The organism is Nonomuraea typhae, assembly GCF_009760925.1.
In the GTDB taxonomy this organism is placed as follows: Bacteria; Actinomycetota; Actinomycetes; order Streptosporangiales; family Streptosporangiaceae; genus Nonomuraea; species Nonomuraea typhae.
Window position 1 is genome coordinate 315,214 of sequence record NZ_VRLV01000004.1, and the last position, 14,796, is coordinate 330,009.

15 protein-coding genes are annotated in these 14,796 nt (G+C 71.4%); 8 read left to right on the top strand and 7 right to left on the bottom strand.

Translation table 11 applies throughout. The features are described 5' to 3' along the window. Positions 1–70: 70 nt before the first annotated feature. Genes FVE25_RS17470 through FVE25_RS17480 form a run of 3 tightly spaced genes read left to right on the top strand, consistent with a single transcriptional unit; the run spans position 71 to position 4,296 of the window. On the top strand, positions 71–1,432 hold the full coding sequence (locus FVE25_RS17470; protein WP_246267123.1) for an MFS transporter: 1,362 nt from the start codon (positions 71–73) through the stop codon (positions 1,430–1,432). Continuing rightward, positions 1,429–3,690 carry a PEP/pyruvate-binding domain-containing protein gene (locus tag FVE25_RS56305; RefSeq protein WP_157248010.1) on the top strand — a complete coding sequence of 754 codons (2,262 nt, stop codon included), beginning with the start codon at positions 1,429–1,431 and terminating at the stop codon, positions 3,688–3,690. The genes FVE25_RS17470 and FVE25_RS56305 overlap by 4 nt, the downstream gene beginning before the upstream one ends. A gap of 9 nt (positions 3,691–3,699) precedes the next feature. Then, a complete protein-coding gene (locus FVE25_RS17480; protein WP_157248011.1) occupies positions 3,700–4,296 on the top strand; it encodes a TetR/AcrR family transcriptional regulator in 597 nt (198 codons plus the stop codon). Here FVE25_RS17480 and FVE25_RS17485 read toward each other — a convergent pair. After that, entirely contained in the window at positions 4,262–4,975 is a 714-nt protein-coding gene (locus FVE25_RS17485; protein WP_157248012.1) for a TetR/AcrR family transcriptional regulator, read from the bottom strand. The genes FVE25_RS17480 and FVE25_RS17485 overlap by 35 nt on opposite strands. Positions 4,976–5,095: 120 nt before the next feature. Between FVE25_RS17485 and FVE25_RS17490 the strand changes: the two genes are divergently transcribed. Genes FVE25_RS17490 through FVE25_RS17500 form a run of 3 tightly spaced genes read left to right on the top strand, consistent with a single transcriptional unit; the run spans position 5,096 to position 7,238 of the window. Further along, positions 5,096–5,437, top strand: coding sequence for a YrdB family protein (locus tag FVE25_RS17490; RefSeq protein WP_157248013.1), 342 nt, complete (start codon positions 5,096–5,098; stop codon positions 5,435–5,437). A gap of 2 nt (positions 5,438–5,439) precedes the next feature. Then, positions 5,440–6,351, top strand: a complete 912-nt coding sequence (locus FVE25_RS17495) for an NAD-dependent epimerase/dehydratase family protein (protein ID WP_157248014.1) — start codon at positions 5,440–5,442, stop codon at positions 6,349–6,351. Further along, complete coding sequence (locus FVE25_RS17500; protein ID WP_157248015.1) at positions 6,348–7,238, top strand: Gfo/Idh/MocA family protein; 891 nt, start codon at positions 6,348–6,350, stop codon at positions 7,236–7,238. The genes FVE25_RS17495 and FVE25_RS17500 overlap by 4 nt, the downstream gene beginning before the upstream one ends. Here FVE25_RS17500 and FVE25_RS17505 read toward each other — a convergent pair. The 3 genes from FVE25_RS17505 to FVE25_RS17515 are packed head-to-tail and all read right to left on the bottom strand — an operon-like array spanning position 7,222 to position 10,457. Beyond that, entirely contained in the window at positions 7,222–8,013 is a 792-nt protein-coding gene (locus tag FVE25_RS17505) for a trypsin-like serine peptidase (protein WP_157248016.1), read from the bottom strand. The two genes, FVE25_RS17500 and FVE25_RS17505, sit on opposite strands and share 17 nt — an antisense overlap. Positions 8,014–8,067: 54 nt before the next feature. Next, positions 8,068–9,081 carry an acetamidase/formamidase family protein gene (locus FVE25_RS17510; RefSeq protein ID WP_157248017.1) on the bottom strand — a complete coding sequence of 338 codons (1,014 nt, stop codon included), beginning with the start codon at positions 9,079–9,081 and terminating at the stop codon, positions 8,068–8,070. Beyond that, positions 9,078–10,457 carry an APC family permease gene (locus tag FVE25_RS17515; protein WP_157248018.1) on the bottom strand — a complete coding sequence of 460 codons (1,380 nt, stop codon included), beginning with the start codon at positions 10,455–10,457 and terminating at the stop codon, positions 9,078–9,080. Before FVE25_RS17515 ends, FVE25_RS17510 begins: the two co-directional genes overlap by 4 nt. A 139-nt stretch (positions 10,458–10,596) precedes the next feature. On the opposite strand from FVE25_RS17515, the gene FVE25_RS17520 reads away from it, so the two are divergent. Beyond that, positions 10,597–10,968: a VOC family protein gene (locus tag FVE25_RS17520; RefSeq protein WP_157248019.1), complete on the top strand. Its 372-nt coding sequence runs from the start codon at positions 10,597–10,599 to the stop codon at positions 10,966–10,968. Here the strand turns inward: FVE25_RS17520 and FVE25_RS17525 are convergent. The 3 genes from FVE25_RS17525 to FVE25_RS17535 form a co-directional block, all read right to left on the bottom strand. Further along, the gene (locus FVE25_RS17525; RefSeq protein ID WP_157248020.1) at positions 10,965–11,444 is read right to left on the bottom strand and encodes a cupin domain-containing protein; all 480 of its coding nucleotides are present in this window, start codon (positions 11,442–11,444) and stop codon (positions 10,965–10,967) included. The two genes, FVE25_RS17520 and FVE25_RS17525, sit on opposite strands and share 4 nt — an antisense overlap. A gap of 19 nt (positions 11,445–11,463) precedes the next feature. Then, a complete protein-coding gene (locus tag FVE25_RS17530) occupies positions 11,464–11,649 on the bottom strand; it encodes a hypothetical protein (protein ID WP_157248021.1) in 186 nt (61 codons plus the stop codon). Between the two features lie 74 nt (positions 11,650–11,723). Next, positions 11,724–13,001 carry a Glu/Leu/Phe/Val family dehydrogenase gene (locus FVE25_RS17535; RefSeq protein ID WP_157248022.1) on the bottom strand — a complete coding sequence of 426 codons (1,278 nt, stop codon included), beginning with the start codon at positions 12,999–13,001 and terminating at the stop codon, positions 11,724–11,726. Between the two features lie 243 nt (positions 13,002–13,244). Between FVE25_RS17535 and FVE25_RS17540 the strand changes: the two genes are divergently transcribed. Next, positions 13,245–14,786, top strand: a complete 1,542-nt coding sequence (locus FVE25_RS17540) for an alkaline phosphatase D family protein (RefSeq protein WP_157248023.1) — start codon at positions 13,245–13,247, stop codon at positions 14,784–14,786. Positions 14,787–14,796: the final 10 nt, after the last annotated feature.

Genomic DNA, 14,796 nt, shown 5'->3' on the forward strand with positions numbered 1-14,796 from the left:
TGCTCTTCTCCTTCACGTCTTGTTCATCTACTCTCCTTAGAGAACGAACCGTTCTCTAAGGAGGTCCGGTGTGCTGACCGGGCTCATACTGGCGATGTTGCTGGGCGCGCTCGACCAGACGATCATGGCGCCCGCCCTGCCGGCCGTGGCCGGCAGCCTCGGCGGGCTCGCTCAGATGCCCGCCGTCGTCACCGCCTATCTGATCGCCGCCACCGTCGTGATGCCCGTGTACGGCAAGCTGGGCGACCGGTTCGGCCGCAAGCCGCTCATGCTCGCGGCCATCGTGATCTTCGTGACCGGGGCCGCGTTGTGCGCCGTGGCCGGGTCGATGCCGCAGTTCGTGGCCTTCCGGGCACTCCAGGGCGTGGGCGGCGGCGGGCTGATGATCGGCGCCCAGGCGATCATCGGAGAGGTGATCAGCCCACGGGAGCGGGGACGCTACCTCGGCCTGATCGGCGCCGCCTACGTCCTGGCCGCGGTCGGCGGGCCGCTCATCGGCGGGCTCTTCATCGACACCGTGGGCTGGCGATGGATCTTCGCCCTCTACCCGCCGCTCGGGCTGGTCGCGTTCGTCGTGCTCAGCCGCACCCTGCGGCTGCCCGCGCCCCAGAGCCGGGCGCCGCTGGACGTGGCAGGGGCGCTCGCGCTCGCGCTGACCGTGCTCGGCGCCGTCCTGCTCGGGCAGACCGGGAACCCGGCCTACCTGGGCGTCGCGCTCGCCGGAGGCGCGGCCTGGCTGATCACGGCGCGGAAGGCCGCGGACCCGATCCTGCCCCTGCGGCTCTTCCGCGACCGTGGCTTCGCCGTACCGGTGGCGATCAGCTTCGTTATCGGGTTCTCGTTGTTCGGGACCGTCACCTACATGCCCGCCTACCTGCAGATCGCGCTCGGGTCCACGGCCACCGGCGCCGGGCTGCTGATCACCGCGCTCATGGGCGGGGTGCTGGTCACCACGATCGTCTCCGGGCGGCTCATCACCCGGACCGGCCGCTACAAGCCCTATCCCGTCGCCGGCACGCTCGTGGCCGCGTCCGGGCTCGGGCTGCTGGCGCCGGCCGACGGGCCGGTGGCGATCGGGGCGGCGATGGTGGTGACCGGGCTCGGGGTGGGGCTGGTCATGCAGGTCATGCTGCTGATCGCGCAGAACACCGCCGGGCACGCCGATCTGGGCGCGGCGACCTCGGCGGTGACGTTCGTGCGGCAGATCGGGGCGTCGGCGGGGGTGGCGGTCGTGGGGGCGCTGATCACCCTGCGGCTGCCGGGCGTCTCCGTGGCCACCGGGGTGCCCGAGGCGGCGCGGGCCGAGTTCGCCGCCGCCGTACCTGCGATCTTCGCGCTCATGGCGCCGCTGCTCATCGTGGCGTTCGCGCTGGCGCTCACCCTGCCCGTGCGCCCGCTGCGCACCAGGGCCTATGTCGAGGAGTCGGTATGACACGCGTGGCACCGCTGGGGGACTTCGGCCGGGACGACCTGGACCGCGCCGGTGGCAAGGGGGCGAATCTGGGCGAGCTGGTCAGGCTGGGGCTGCCGGTCCCGGACGGGTTCGTCGTGACGACCGCGGCCGACGGTGACATGTCCGAGGATCTGCGGCGGGAGATCGCCGCGGCATACGCCGCGCTCGGCGGCGGCCCGGTCGCGGTGCGCTCGAGCGCCACCGCCGAGGACCTGCCCGGCGCCGCCTTCGCCGGGCAGCAGGACACCTTCCTCAACGTCACCGGCGAACAGGACCTGATCGAGGCGGTCCGGCGATGCTGGGCCTCGCTGTTCACCGAGCGCGCCGTCGCCTACCGGGCCAGGCTCGGCATCCCCGACGCCGGCCTGCGCATCGCGGTCGTGGTGCAGGCCATGGTCGAGGCCGAGTCGGCGGGCGTCATGTTCACCGCCGACCCCGTCACCGGCGAGCGCGGCGTGATCGTCGTGGACGCCAGTTCCGGGCTCGGGGAGGCGGTCGTCTCCGGCCGCGTCACTCCCGACCACTACGTGCTCGACCGCACGGGCCGCCGCACCTCCTTCCGCCCAGGCCGCCGCGAGGTGGTCATCAGAGGTACGGCGGGCGGCGGCACCACCGAGACCCACGACGAGCCCCCGGGCGACCGCCTGCCCGATCGGGCGCTGCGCGAGCTGGCCGGGTACGGCGTCCGGGTGGCCGCTCACTTCGGCCGCCCCATGGACCTCGAATGGGCCTACGCCGGCGGCCGGATCCACTTGGTGCAGGCCAGGCCGATGACCGCGCTGCCGCCGCCCCCGCTGGGCAGGCTGAGCCCGATGCGCCGCCGCCTGGCCACCACGCTGATCGAGTACCTGCCGGTGCGCCCGTACCCGATCGACATGTCGACCTGGATCCCCTACGGCCCGGCCGGGATGATGGGCGAGGTGACCGCCGCCTATGGCATCCGGGGCGCCTTCGAGGGCTTCCTGGAGGAGCAGGACGGCATCGCCTACCGGATCGTCCCGCCCGCGCCCCGTCTGGGCCTGCGCGCGCTCGGCCTGCCGCTGCTGATCGGGCGCAAGGCGCGCCGCTACGACCCCACCGCCTGGACCCGGGATCCGCGTTTCCTCGACTTCCTGCGGCGCGAGCGGGACCTGGCCGCCGTCGACCTCGCGGCGCTGCCCTGGCCCGAACTGCGCGCGATGCCCCGGCGCGCCCTCGACCTGGTGCGGCCGGTCGGCGCGCTGCGCACGGACTACCTGCCGGGCGCCTTCCTGGCCGGGGCGCGCCTGCTGCTGGCGATGAAGGTGTACGGGGTGGGCGAGCACTTCTTCGCGCTCCTGGGCGGCACCACCCGCACGAGCGACGCCAACCGGGCGCTGGAGGTGCTGGCCACGCGGCTCGGCGAGCCGGACTTCGCCGAGCGCTTCGCGGAGTTCCTGGCCGAGTACGGGCACCGGGAGACCGTGAGCCCGATCCTCGTCACGCCGCCGACGTGGTCCGATGCCCCGGAAACGGTGATGGACCTGGTGAAGGTGCTGGCCGGACGGCCCGCCGAGGCGCCGGTCGACCCGCTGGAGCGCCTGCTGACCCATCCCCGGCTGCGCAAGGAGCGGCGCCGCCGGCGGATCGAACGGCTGGCGCGCGCGGCACGGGCCGCGATGGCCTTCCGCGAGGACAGCCACTTCTACTTCACCAAGCCCCTGCCGATCCTGCGCAGGACGCTGGTGGAGATCGGCAGGCGGCTCGGCCTGGAACCGCCGGAGGACGTCTTCCACCTGCGCCTGGAGGAGCTGGAGGACGTCGAGGACCCGGCGGCCGCGCCGTACCGGGAGAGGTTGCGGGCGGTGATCCTGGTCAGGGCGGCCAGGCGGGAGGAACTGCGGGGCGTGCGGATGATCGACCCGCGGGCCGTCTTCCCGGTGCCGGAGACGGGCGACGCCCTGGTGGCGGGGACGCCCGCGGGCGGCGGCAGGGCGACGGGGCCGGTGAAGGTGATCCGCACGCCGGAGGAGTTCGGCCGGCTGGTGGCGGGGGACGTGCTGGTCTGCCCGTACACGAATCCGTCGTGGACGCCGTTGTTCCAGCGGGCCGCCGCGGTGGTCGTGGACACGGGCGGGCCGGGCTCGCACGCGGCGATCGTGGCCAGGGAGTACGGCCTCCCGGCGGTCATGGGGACGGGCGAGGGCACCTCCATCCTGACCGACGGGCTGAGCGTGGTCGTGGACGGGGACACCGGCCGGGTGGCCAAGGCTCCCTAGGATGCAGGCATGGTCACCGACCACCGCAAGCAGCCGCGCCGCCGGGGCGCGGCGCTGCACGCCGCCATCTTCCAGGCCACGCTCGACGAGCTGGCCGAGGTCGGCTACGCCAAGCTGACCATGGAACGCGTCGCCGAGCGGGCCAGGACGGGCAAGGCGTCGCTCTACCGCCGCTGGCCGACCCGGATCGAGCTGGTCGTGGCGGCGGTGTACTCCATCATGCCGACGGTGTCGGACACGCCCGACACCGGCAGCCTGCGCGGTGACATGCTGGCAGCGCTGCGCACGGTGTCCGCGGCCCTGGCCGGGCCGCCGGGCGAGGCCATGCGCGGCCTGCTGAGCGAGGCGCTCGGCGACAGCGAGCGGGCGGCGACGCTCCGGCAGAGCTCCCAGGGCATGGGGCGCAGGGTGATGACGGAGGTGGTGCGCCGGGCGGTGGATCGGGGCGAGATCCAGGCTTCCGCGGTCACCCTGCGCCGCCTGGACGTGGGTCAGGCGCTGATCAGGCAGTACTTCCTGTTCGACGGCACGCCGATTCCCGACGAGCTGATCGTGGAAGTGGTCGACGAGATCATGGTTCCGCTGCTGGGCTGCCCAGTCCCATGAGCCCGCCGCTGGTGCGCATGGTGTGCTCGAAGGCGGTGGCGCGGTTGATCAGCGTGTTGTTGAACTGGCCGAACACCTCGAAGCTCACCCAGCCGAACAGCCCGGTCCACGCGTTGAGCGCGCGGAAGACCACCAGGTCGGAGACGCCGGGCATGACCGAGCGCACGGCGGCGGCGTCATGGGCCAGCGACGAGGGGGGTTCGGGGGCGACGTCGGGCGGGCTGAGCGCGCCGGCGGCGTGGGCGTCGGTGAGGATCCGGCCGAAGACGATCGTGTCGCGGACGCGGGCCTCCACGGTGTCCATCGGCGCCTGGTAGCCGGGCACGGGCGAGCCGTACAGCAACGCGTACTCGTGCGGATGCGCCAGCGCCCAGTCGCGTACGGCGTGGCAGACCGTCAGCCAGCGGCCCAGGTGGTCGCCGGGGTCGCAGGCGGCGTCGGCCTGCTCGACGGCCTCGCCCAGCGCGTTGTAGCCGTCGATGATCAGCGTGGTCAGCAGGTCGTCCCGGCTGGGGAAGTACCGGTAGATGGCCGAGGAGACCATGCCCATCTCGCGGGCGATGGCTCGCAGCGACAACCCTCCTGCCCCTTCGGTGGCGAGCTGCCGCCGGGCGATGTCGGCGATCTCCTTGGTGAGCTCGGCTCTGACGCGTTCTCTCGCGGTCCTGCTTGCGGTCATGTGAAGCACGGTACCAGAGCGGTGCGAAAAAACGAGAGCGCTGCTCTTGACGTATGTCGCTCGCATGAGAGAGCATTGCTCTCGTAAGGGAACACCAGTCACGTGGGTGAGGATTTAGTCATGAAGAACGCAAACATGGGGCTGATGTTCCTTTTGGAGCTGGGCGTCCTCTTCTCGGTTGGTTACTGGGGTTTCACCCTCAATGCCGGCTGGATTCTCAAAGTAGTCGCCGGACTCGGCGCGCCCGCGCTCTTCATCGCCGCCTGGGCCTTGTTCGGCGCCGGTGGCGGCGCCAACGCCACCTTCCCCGCCACCGGGATCTGGCGGGTCGTCCTGGAGATCCTCTGGTTCGGCGGCGGCGCGGCGGCCCTTTACGCCGCGGGCAGCACCGTCCCCGCCGTCGTCTTCGCCATCGCCTTCGCCGTCAACGCGGTCCTCCGCATCATCTGGAAGCAGGCCTGATCATGGGTAAGCATGTCATCGTCGGTTCCGGCCAGGTCGGCACGCACCTCGCCACGCAGCTTCGCGACCAGGGCCACGACGTCACCGTCGTCACCCGCTCCGGCAGCGGCCCCGAGGGGGTGCGCAAGGTCGCCGCGGACGTCGCCGACGCCGCCCGCCTGACCGAACTGGCCGGCGGCGCCGACGCCCTCTACAACTGCGTCAACCCCAAGTACCACCGCTGGCTCACCGACTGGCCGCCGATGGCCGCCTCGTTCACCACCGCCGCCGAGGCCGGCGGCGCCGTCCTGGTCATGCTCGGCAACCTCTACGCCTACGGCCCGGTCGCCGGGCCGATGACCGAGGACCTCCCGCTCGCCTCCGCCAACCCCAAGTTCCGGGTCCGGGCCAAGATGTGGCAGGACGCCCTGGCCCTGCACGAGGCCGGGCGCATCCGGGTCACCGAGGTGCGCGGCTCCGACTTCTTCGGCCCCGGCGCCACCGACCAGTCCTACCTCGGCGACCGTTTCCTCGGCCCGCTCCGGGCGGGCAAGACGATCCAGCTCATCTGGCCGGCCGACGTCCCGCACAGCTGGACCTACCTGCCCGACGTCGCCGCCGCGCTGGCCACCGCCGCCACCGACGAGCGCGCCTGGGGACGCCCCTGGCACGTGCCCACGAACGACCCGCTCAGCTTCCGCCAGATGGGCGCGCGCATGGCCGCCATCCTGGACCGTCCCGAGCCCCGCTACTCCGTGCTGCCCTGGCCGGTCATGCGCGCGGCCGGGCTGTTCGTCCCGCTGCTCGGCGAGCTGCGCCACGTCCGCTACCAGTTCACCGACCCGTTCGTGGTCGACTCCAGCGCCTTCCAGACCACCTTCGGCGTGACGCCCACCCCGATGGACGAGGCGCTGAAGGCTACGCTGGCCCGATGAAAATCGCCATGATCGGCCTGGGCGACATCGCGGAGAAGGCATACCTTCCCGTGCTGAGCGCCCAGTCCGGCCTCGACCTCCACCTGTGCACCCGCAACGCCGCCACCCTGGAGCGCGTCGGCGGCGCGCACCGGATCGACCGGCGCTTCACCTCGCTCGACGAGGTGATCGGGGCGGGGGTCGAGGCCGCGTTCGTCCACGCGGCCACCAGCGCGCACCCCGAGATCGTGGAAACCCTGCTGCGCGCGGGCGTCCACGTCTACGTGGACAAGCCGATCGCCGACAACCTCGCCGGCACCGAGCGGCTGGTACGGCTGGCCCGCCAGGCCGGCCGCTCGCTCATGACCGGGTTCAACCGCCGCCACGCCCCCGGCTACGCCGGCCTGGCCGAACTCCCACGCCACCTGGTCATCATGGAGAAGAACCGCGAGAACCACCCCGACGCGCCTCGGCCGGTCGTCTTCGACGACTTCATCCACGTCGTCGACACCCTGCGCTTCCTGGCCCCCGGCGAGGTCACCGGCACCAGGATCCGCACCCGCGTCGCCGGCGGCCGCCTGGAGCACGTGGTCCTGGAGCTGTCCGGCGACGGCTTCACCGCCATCGGCGTCATGAACCGCGCCGGCGGCGCCTCCGAGGAGAGCTGCGAGGTCATGGGCGACGGCGTCAAGCGCCGCGTGGTCAACCTCGGCGACGTCATCGAGTACACCGGCGCCGGAGAGGTCCTGCGCCGCCGGCCCGACTGGGTGCCGGTCGCCCGGCAGCGCGGCATCGAGCAGATTACGCTGGAGTTCCTCGCCGCCGTCCGCGACGGGCGCGTCGTCGACGCCGCCGACTCCCTCATCACCCACGCGATCTGCGAGGACATCGTCAGCCACGCCTCATGACGCGGTCGGCGTGGGCCATCATCCTGCGGAAGGACCGCGTCCCCAGCGGCGCCAGCACCGTGAACCCGTCCCGGTCCGACATCGGGCTGGAGGAGGAGACCACGCCCGCCACGGCCTCGCCGTACAGGGCGGGACCGCCGCTCCCGCCGCCGGACGCGTGGCAGTTGTGCGTGACGAGCACCCCTCGGTACGGCGCCGCCTGGCCGAGGCAGTGATACAGGCGGGTGCCCGGGTAGCGCCGCCCGCCCGGGTAGCCGAGCAGGTCCAGGGCACGCGGCCGGGACAGCGCGCCACGGGTCACGGGCCGCAGCCCGCGCCCGGTCACCGACTCCAGCGGGTCGCGCCCCTTCCTGGCGACGCCGACCAGCGCGAGGTCGAAGGGCAGCCGGGCGGGGGTGTCGGGCCGGTCGCGCCACCGGGACGGCACCCAGGAGCGCACCGCCCGCCAGACGCCCAGCGGCGCCCGCCCGCCCTCGTAGCCGGGCACGAACGCCATCTGCTCCAGCGCCCGTCCCCGGTGCCGGACGCAGTGCGCGGCGGTCACCACGAGGCTCTTGCTGCGCGACCTGACCACGGCCGCGCCGCACATGACGTCCTGGCCGGCCACCCGGTCGTAGCCGACCAGCACGCCGGTGTCGGGCCTGGCCCGGCGGGCGGGGGCGAACCCCAGCCGGTCGCCGCCGGGCGTCAGCACGCGCTGGCCGGGCACCGACCGCTCGGGTGGCTCGGCCGCCGGTGGGTGGGTCAGGGCGATGATCAGCAGCAGCCGGAGCACGCCTCCACTGTAGATCGATCGTGATCATTACCCTGACCTGCGACACCCGGTTTTTCAGCGCGAGGTGAGATACTCCGCGCCGAGGGCGCGCAGCCTGGCGTGGGCCGCGCCGTACGCCTCGGGGTGGCGCAGGTGGGCCTTGGCCACCTTGGCGACCATCGTGTAGTTGGTGTCGCACACGTTGCCGACCGGGGCCTGGCCCGCCTGGCTGATGAGCTGGTAGGCGTCGAGGGTGTCCAGGCCGGTCAGCCCGGCGGCCCAGGTCACCAGGTCGTGCTGGCTGACGCGGTAGGCGTCCTCCAGCGGGCGGGCCGAGCCGGTGGACATCAGGTGCAGGTCGTCCTCCAGGCGCGGCCACGGGGTGCCGACGCCCTTGACGAGGTCGACGGCGACGACGGTGTTCATGGCGGCCTCCAGCGCGGTCCCGCACACCTCGCCGTGCCCCTGGCGGCCGTGGCCGTCCCCGATGGCGAACAGGCCGCCCTCGACGTTGACGCCCAGGTAGACGGTGACGCCGGCGCGCAGTTCCGGGGTGTCCATGTTGCCGCCGTGCGCGTCGGGCGTGATCGTCATCTTGACCTCGCCGGCCGCCGGGGCCACCCCGACGGTGCCGTGCATCGGATCCAGCGGCAGCTCGACGGTGAAGTCGCTCTTGCGCGCCCGGTAGACCGCGACGCCGCGCTCCAGGTCGAGGTCGTAGCGCCAGACGCGCTCCTCCAGCGGCTCGTGCAGCATCGCCGTCGTGTGCGTGGCCGTCAGCGCGCCGAAGAGGGGGAACGTCGTGGACATGGCCCAGTCGCGGGCCGGGGTGATGGAGACGAAGTGCAGCGCGATCGTGTCGCCCGGCTCGGCGCCGGTCACGTGGAAGGGGCCGGTGACCGGGTTGAGGTACGGGAACTCGCACACCTGCGAGGGCAGGTCGTCGACGGTCCTGACCCGGCCGCCGAAGCAGTCCTCGGTGGACAGCTCCAGGATCGTGCCCGGCGCCACCTCCTCGACGGCGGGACGGCCGCCGAAGGTGTAGCTGAGCGCTTCCGGCTCCGGGTGGTAGGAGACGATGTTCGTCACGAGTCCTCTTTCGGCAGCCTCGGGCGGCGGCCCGCGGCATAGGTGATGATCAGGATCAGCAGGCCCAGGCCGAGCCAGGCGAACCCGAGCAACTGCGCGTGCACGTTGGCGTTGTACACGACGAAGACCAGGACCGCGAAGCCCAGGAGCGGGACCACGAGGTGGGCGAGCAGGTTGCCGCTGCGCCGCCGTACCAGGAAGTGCACCACGACCGCGACGTGCAGCAGGAGGAAGGCGGTCATGGCGCCGAAGTTGACCAGCGAGCTCATCAGCGGGATGCCGTCCTCGCGGGTGCTCATGTAGATGCCCAGCGCCAGCGAGAGCGCCGCCACCACGAGCGTGGCGTTGACCGGGACCTTGTGCTTGGGGTGCACGCGGGCCAGGAAGGCGGGCAGCTGGCGGTCGCGGGCCATCGCGAACAGCAGGCGCGAGGTGGCCGCCTGGGCGACCAGCGAGTTGGCGAAGCCCCAGGCGACCGCGGTGGCGACGGCGGTCAGGGTGCCGAGCCAGGGGCCGCCGGCGAAGGCCGCGGTGTCGTAGAAGGCGCTGCCCGCCGGGTCGCCCTTGGCCAGCAGCGTCTCCCGGTTGGGCGTCAGCAGCGCGGCCACCCACGTCTGGGCGACGAAGAGCACGGCGGCCAGGGCGAGCGCGGCCACCATCGAGCGCCCGAGACGCCTGGCGTCCTCGCGGTTCTCCTCGGCCAGCGTGGAGATGCCGTCGAAGCCGAGGAACGACAGCACGGCTATCGAGGCGGCGCCGAAGACCAGCGGCCAGGTGAACGTCGCGGAGTCGAACAGCGGGGTCAGCGCGCCGGTCTGCGCCTTGCCCTGGGCCAGCGCGACCACGCCGACCACGAGGAAGACGGCGAGCACGGCCAGCTCGGCCACGAGCATGATCCGGGTGATGCGGGCGGTCATCTGGATGCCCATGTAGTTCACCGCGGTGTTGAGCGCCACGAAGACGATCACCCAGGCCCAGACGGGCACGGCGGGGACGAAGGAGTTCATGGCCGCGCCCGCGATCAGGTACAGCAGGCCGGGTACGAGGAGGTAGTCGAGCAGGACGGCCCACCCGGCGATGAAGCCGACCGGGGCGGCGATGCCGCGCCCGGCGTAGGTGTAGACCGATCCGGCCATCGGGAATGCCTGGGCCATCTGCGCGTACGACAGCGCGGTGAAGGCCATCGCGACCATGCCGACGACGTAGGCGAGCGCCACCATGCCGCCGGATGCGTTGAAGACGCTGCCGAAGATGCCGAACGGGGCGATGGGCACCATGAAGATGAGCCCGTAGATCAGGAGGTCGGTGAAGCCGAGGGAACGCTGGAGCTCTTGGCGGTAGCCGAACTGCTCCACGGAGGTGGGGGGTGTGGACATGTCTGCCGGATCCTCGGGGGAGGCGCCCTGGTGAGGGCGGGAGGGCATGATGATCAACTGAGTATCCACCCGGCGACACCCGGCGCGGAAGAGGGGTCCGGGCTCGCGTCGCCTCCGGCCGCGGCATAGCGTGGCTGACATGGCAGTCGACTTGAATCACACGATCGTGCCGAGTCGGAACAAGCGACGCTCAGCCGAGTTCCTGGGAGGCATCCTCGGGCTCCGGGTGGGCAAGGACTGGGGCCCCTTCACGCCGCTGGAGACCGCCAACGGGGTGACGCTCGACTACATGGAGTCCGAGTCCATCCAGCCGAACCACTACTGCTTCATCGTCAGCGAGCAGGAGTTCGACGAGATCTTCGGCCGGATCACGGAGCAGGGCCTGCCGTACTGGGCCGACCCGGGCCACCACACCCCCGGGGAGGTCAATCATCTGTACGGCGGGCGCGGCTTCTACTTCGACGACCCGGACGGGCACAGCATGGAAGTGATCACCGCGCCGTACGCCTAGAGCCAGTGGTTGTCGTGGAGGAGGTAGAACGCGGCCTTCTCCTCGTCGGTCAGGGTCGCCGCGTTCAGCAGGCCCTCGAAGTAGCCCTCGCGGGGCGCGCCGGGGGAGAAGTGCAGGAGCATCTCGGCGGGCTCGCCCGATTCGTTGCGGAAGCCGTGGATCCCGCCCGCCGGGACGTGCACCCAGTCGCCCGGCTCGGTGTCGATCCACTTGTCGCCGTTGAAGATGCGGATCGAGCCCTTGAGCACGTAGAACGACTCGGTGATCGTCCTGTGGAAGTGGGGGCCGGGGCCGCTGGGCTCCGGGCCCATGACCCATCGGTACAAGCCGAACAGGCCGCCGGTCGAGGCGCCGGTGGCGATGTAGTGGACCTCGTTGCCGTTCGGGTAGACGAGTTCGGGGGCGTGGTCCTTGGGGCGGTACGTCGCGCTCTTCTCGCCCTGTTCGCCGAAGTAGATGGGGTCGGGATAGGTCATGGGTACGAGCGTAGAGGTGCTAGCGCTTCTTGGCTGATTCGCCCCACATGATCAGGCCGGCGCCGGCCAGGGCGATGATCAGGTAGGCCCAGCTCGGGAGCTCGACGAGGCGGTGCAGCAGGCCCCACCTGGAGTCGAAGAAGGTGAGGCCGACGAAGCCGACCACTCCCTGGATGAGGACGATGAACCCCACGATTGCTCTCATGGGCCCAGCTTGGCGACCGCCCCGGGAACGCCGCATCGATCCCAGGGCGGTCGCACCACCTACTTAAGTCGCGCTCACGGGTACAGGCCGCGCATCTGGTGCGCTTCGGCCACCCGGCCCACGCCGATGACGTGGGCGGCCTGGCGCAGGGTCAGGCCCTTCTCCGCGGCCAGCGACTTGACCTCGCCGAAGGCGCCCTGCATGAGGTCGCGCAGCTTCAGCTCGACCTCGGCGGCGCTCCAGGAGAACGCCTGCATGTTCTGCACCCACTCCAGGTAGGAGACGATCACGCCGCCGGCGTTGGCGAGGATGTCCGGCACGACCGTGGTGCCGTTGGCGGCCAGCACCTCGTCGGCCTCCGGCGTGGTGGGGCCGTTGGCGCCCTCCACGATGAGCCTGGCGCGCACGCGCGGGGCGTTCTCCGCGGTGATGACGCCTTCCAGCGCCGCCGGGATCAGCAGGTCCACGTCCAGCTCGAACAGCTCGTCGTGGCTCATCGCGTCGGCGTGGCGGTAGCCGGACACGCCGCCGGTCTGCGCGCTGTGCTCCCGCAGGCCGGCGATGTCGAGGCCGCCGGCGTCGTGCACCGCGCCGCCCACGTCGGAGACCGCCACGACCGTGCAGCCGACGTCGGAGAGGTACTGCGCGGCCAGCGCGCCCACCTTGCCGAAGCCCTGCACCGCCACGCGCACGCCCTCGGGCGAGCGGCCGAGCGCGGTCAGCGCGGCGATCTGCACGCCGCGCGAGGTCGCGCCGGCCCGGCCCAGCGATCCGCCGAGCGTCATCGGCTTGCCGGTGACCACCCCGGGCACCGAGTAGCCGGCGTTGACGCTGTAGGTGTCCATGATCCACGCCATGGTCTGCTCGTCGGTGCCGACGTCGGGGGCGGGGATGTCCTTCTCCGGGCCGATGAGGGGCAGGATCTCGTTGACGTAGCGCCGGGTCAGCCGCTCCAGTTCGCGGGTGGTGAGCTCGGCCGGGTTCACGGCGACGCCGCCCTTGGCGCCGCCGTACGGGATGCCGACCAGCGCGCACTTCCACGTCATCCACATGGCCAGCGCGGTGACCTCGTGGATGTCGGTGCTGGGATGAAACCGGATGCCGCCCTTGGCGGGTCCGCGGGAGACGTTGTGCTGGACCCGGAAGCCCTGCACCACGTCCATCCGGCCGTCCTCGCGGCGGACCGGGACGGAGACGGTCAGCGAGCGGCGGGGCGTGGCCAGCATCGTGCGCAGCCCCTCGTCCAGACCGAGGTGCTCGGCGGCCTGGCCGAGCTGGTGAAGGGCGGAGTCGAGGGCTTGTTGTCCAGGGGTTATCAGGGCCGGCGTCCTTGACGGCACCATGACAGTCATGGAAGGAAATCCTCCTGCTATGTACGCCCAAATCCACAGAAAAGGCGCCGTTGCCTGATCCTTTTGGGCGTTCTTATGGTGATCAGCCTAATATGTTCGGTTCAGAGTTGCCTAGGTATTTCATCCAGATTTGAGGCCGATCCGTTGTCTACAAATCCAACCTGGTGATCTCCGCGTTGGGAACGTGACACACTGGCACGCTGGGTAGAAGCTCTTGGCCGAACTGTCACATCAGGGGGTGGGATGCCCACGTTGGTGATCGGTCCCATGCTGCGCTACGTCGATGAGACCAGCGCCTCCATCTGGGTGGAAACCGACGAACCCTGCCAGGTCACGGTCACGACGCCCGACGGCGACTTCGCCGCGTCCACGTTCACCGTGCACGACCACCACTACGCGATCGTCGACCTCACCGGGCTCACCCGGGACATCCCGGCCTACGGGGTCACGCTCGGCGGCACGCCCGTCTGGCCGCTCGAAGGACGGGCGCCCAGCCGGATCCGCCTGATCCCGCCGGAGGGGCCGCGCCGGCTGGCGTTCGGCTCGTGCCGTACCAGCGTGCCGCACGACGCCGCGCACGTGCGCACCCACGGCCCCGACGTGCTGCGCGCCTACGGCGACCACCTGGAGACCGCCGCCGACCCCGACTGGCCCGACCTGCTGCTGCTCCTCGGCGACCAGGTCTACGCCGACAAAGCCTCGCCCGAGATGCTGGCCTACATCCGCTCCCGGCGCACCACCGAGCCACAGGGCGAGATCGCCGACTTCGAGGAGTACGCCGAGCTCTACCGGCTGGCCTGGACCGAGCCGGAGCTGCGCTGGCTGCTGTCCACCGTGCCGACCGCCATGATCTTCGACGACCACGACGTGCGCGACGACTGGAACACCTCGCAGACCTGGCGCGAGACCATGGCCAAGGTGTCCTGGTGGAAGCATCGGGTGGTCTCCGGGCTCGGCGCCTACTGGGTCTACCAGCACCTGGGCAACCTGTCCCCGGCCGAGCGGGCCGCCGATCCGCTCCTGCAGGACCTGCTCAAGGGCGGCGGCTCCGAGCGGCTGGACGCCTTCGCCGAACTGGCCGACGCCGAGCCGAGCAGCAACCGGTGGAGTTATGCGCGCGACCTCGGCCACACGCGGCTGCTGGTCGTGGACACCCGGTGCGCCCGCCAGCTGACGCCCGGCGACCGGCGCATGCTCGACCCGTCCGAGTGGCAGTGGCTGGAGGAGCAGCTCGCGCTGCCGGCCGACCGGCTGATCATCGGCTCGTCCATCCCGTTCCTGCTGCCCGAGGGCGTGCACGCGGTGCAGAACTGGAACGAGGCGCTGTGCGACGGCAAGTGGGGCCGGCTCGTGGCGCGGCTGTCGGAGGCGTTCCGGCAGGCGTTCGACCTGGAGCACTGGGCGGCCTTCCGGCGCTCGTTCGACGCGCTGGCCACGACGCTGCTCGGGACCGGGGTGCCGGTGCTGATCCTGTCCGGGGACGTGCACTACTCCTATGTCGCGAAATCTCGTAACATCACGCAGCTTGTCTGCTCGCCCATCCGCAACCCGCTGAGCCGGGTGTTGCGCCTGGCCAACGTCTTCACCCAGTTCGGCCTCGCCACGCTCATCGGGAGCACGCTGGCCCGGCTGGCCCGCATCCCGCGCCCGCCGATCCGCTGGCGGGTGGTGAAGGGGCCGTGGTTCCAGAACGCGCTGGCGGTCCTGACCTTCCCGAACTCCGTCACCTGGTACGAGGCCGCGGATGACACCGTCAAACCCATCGATACTGTACATCTAACATGAAAACCATTAT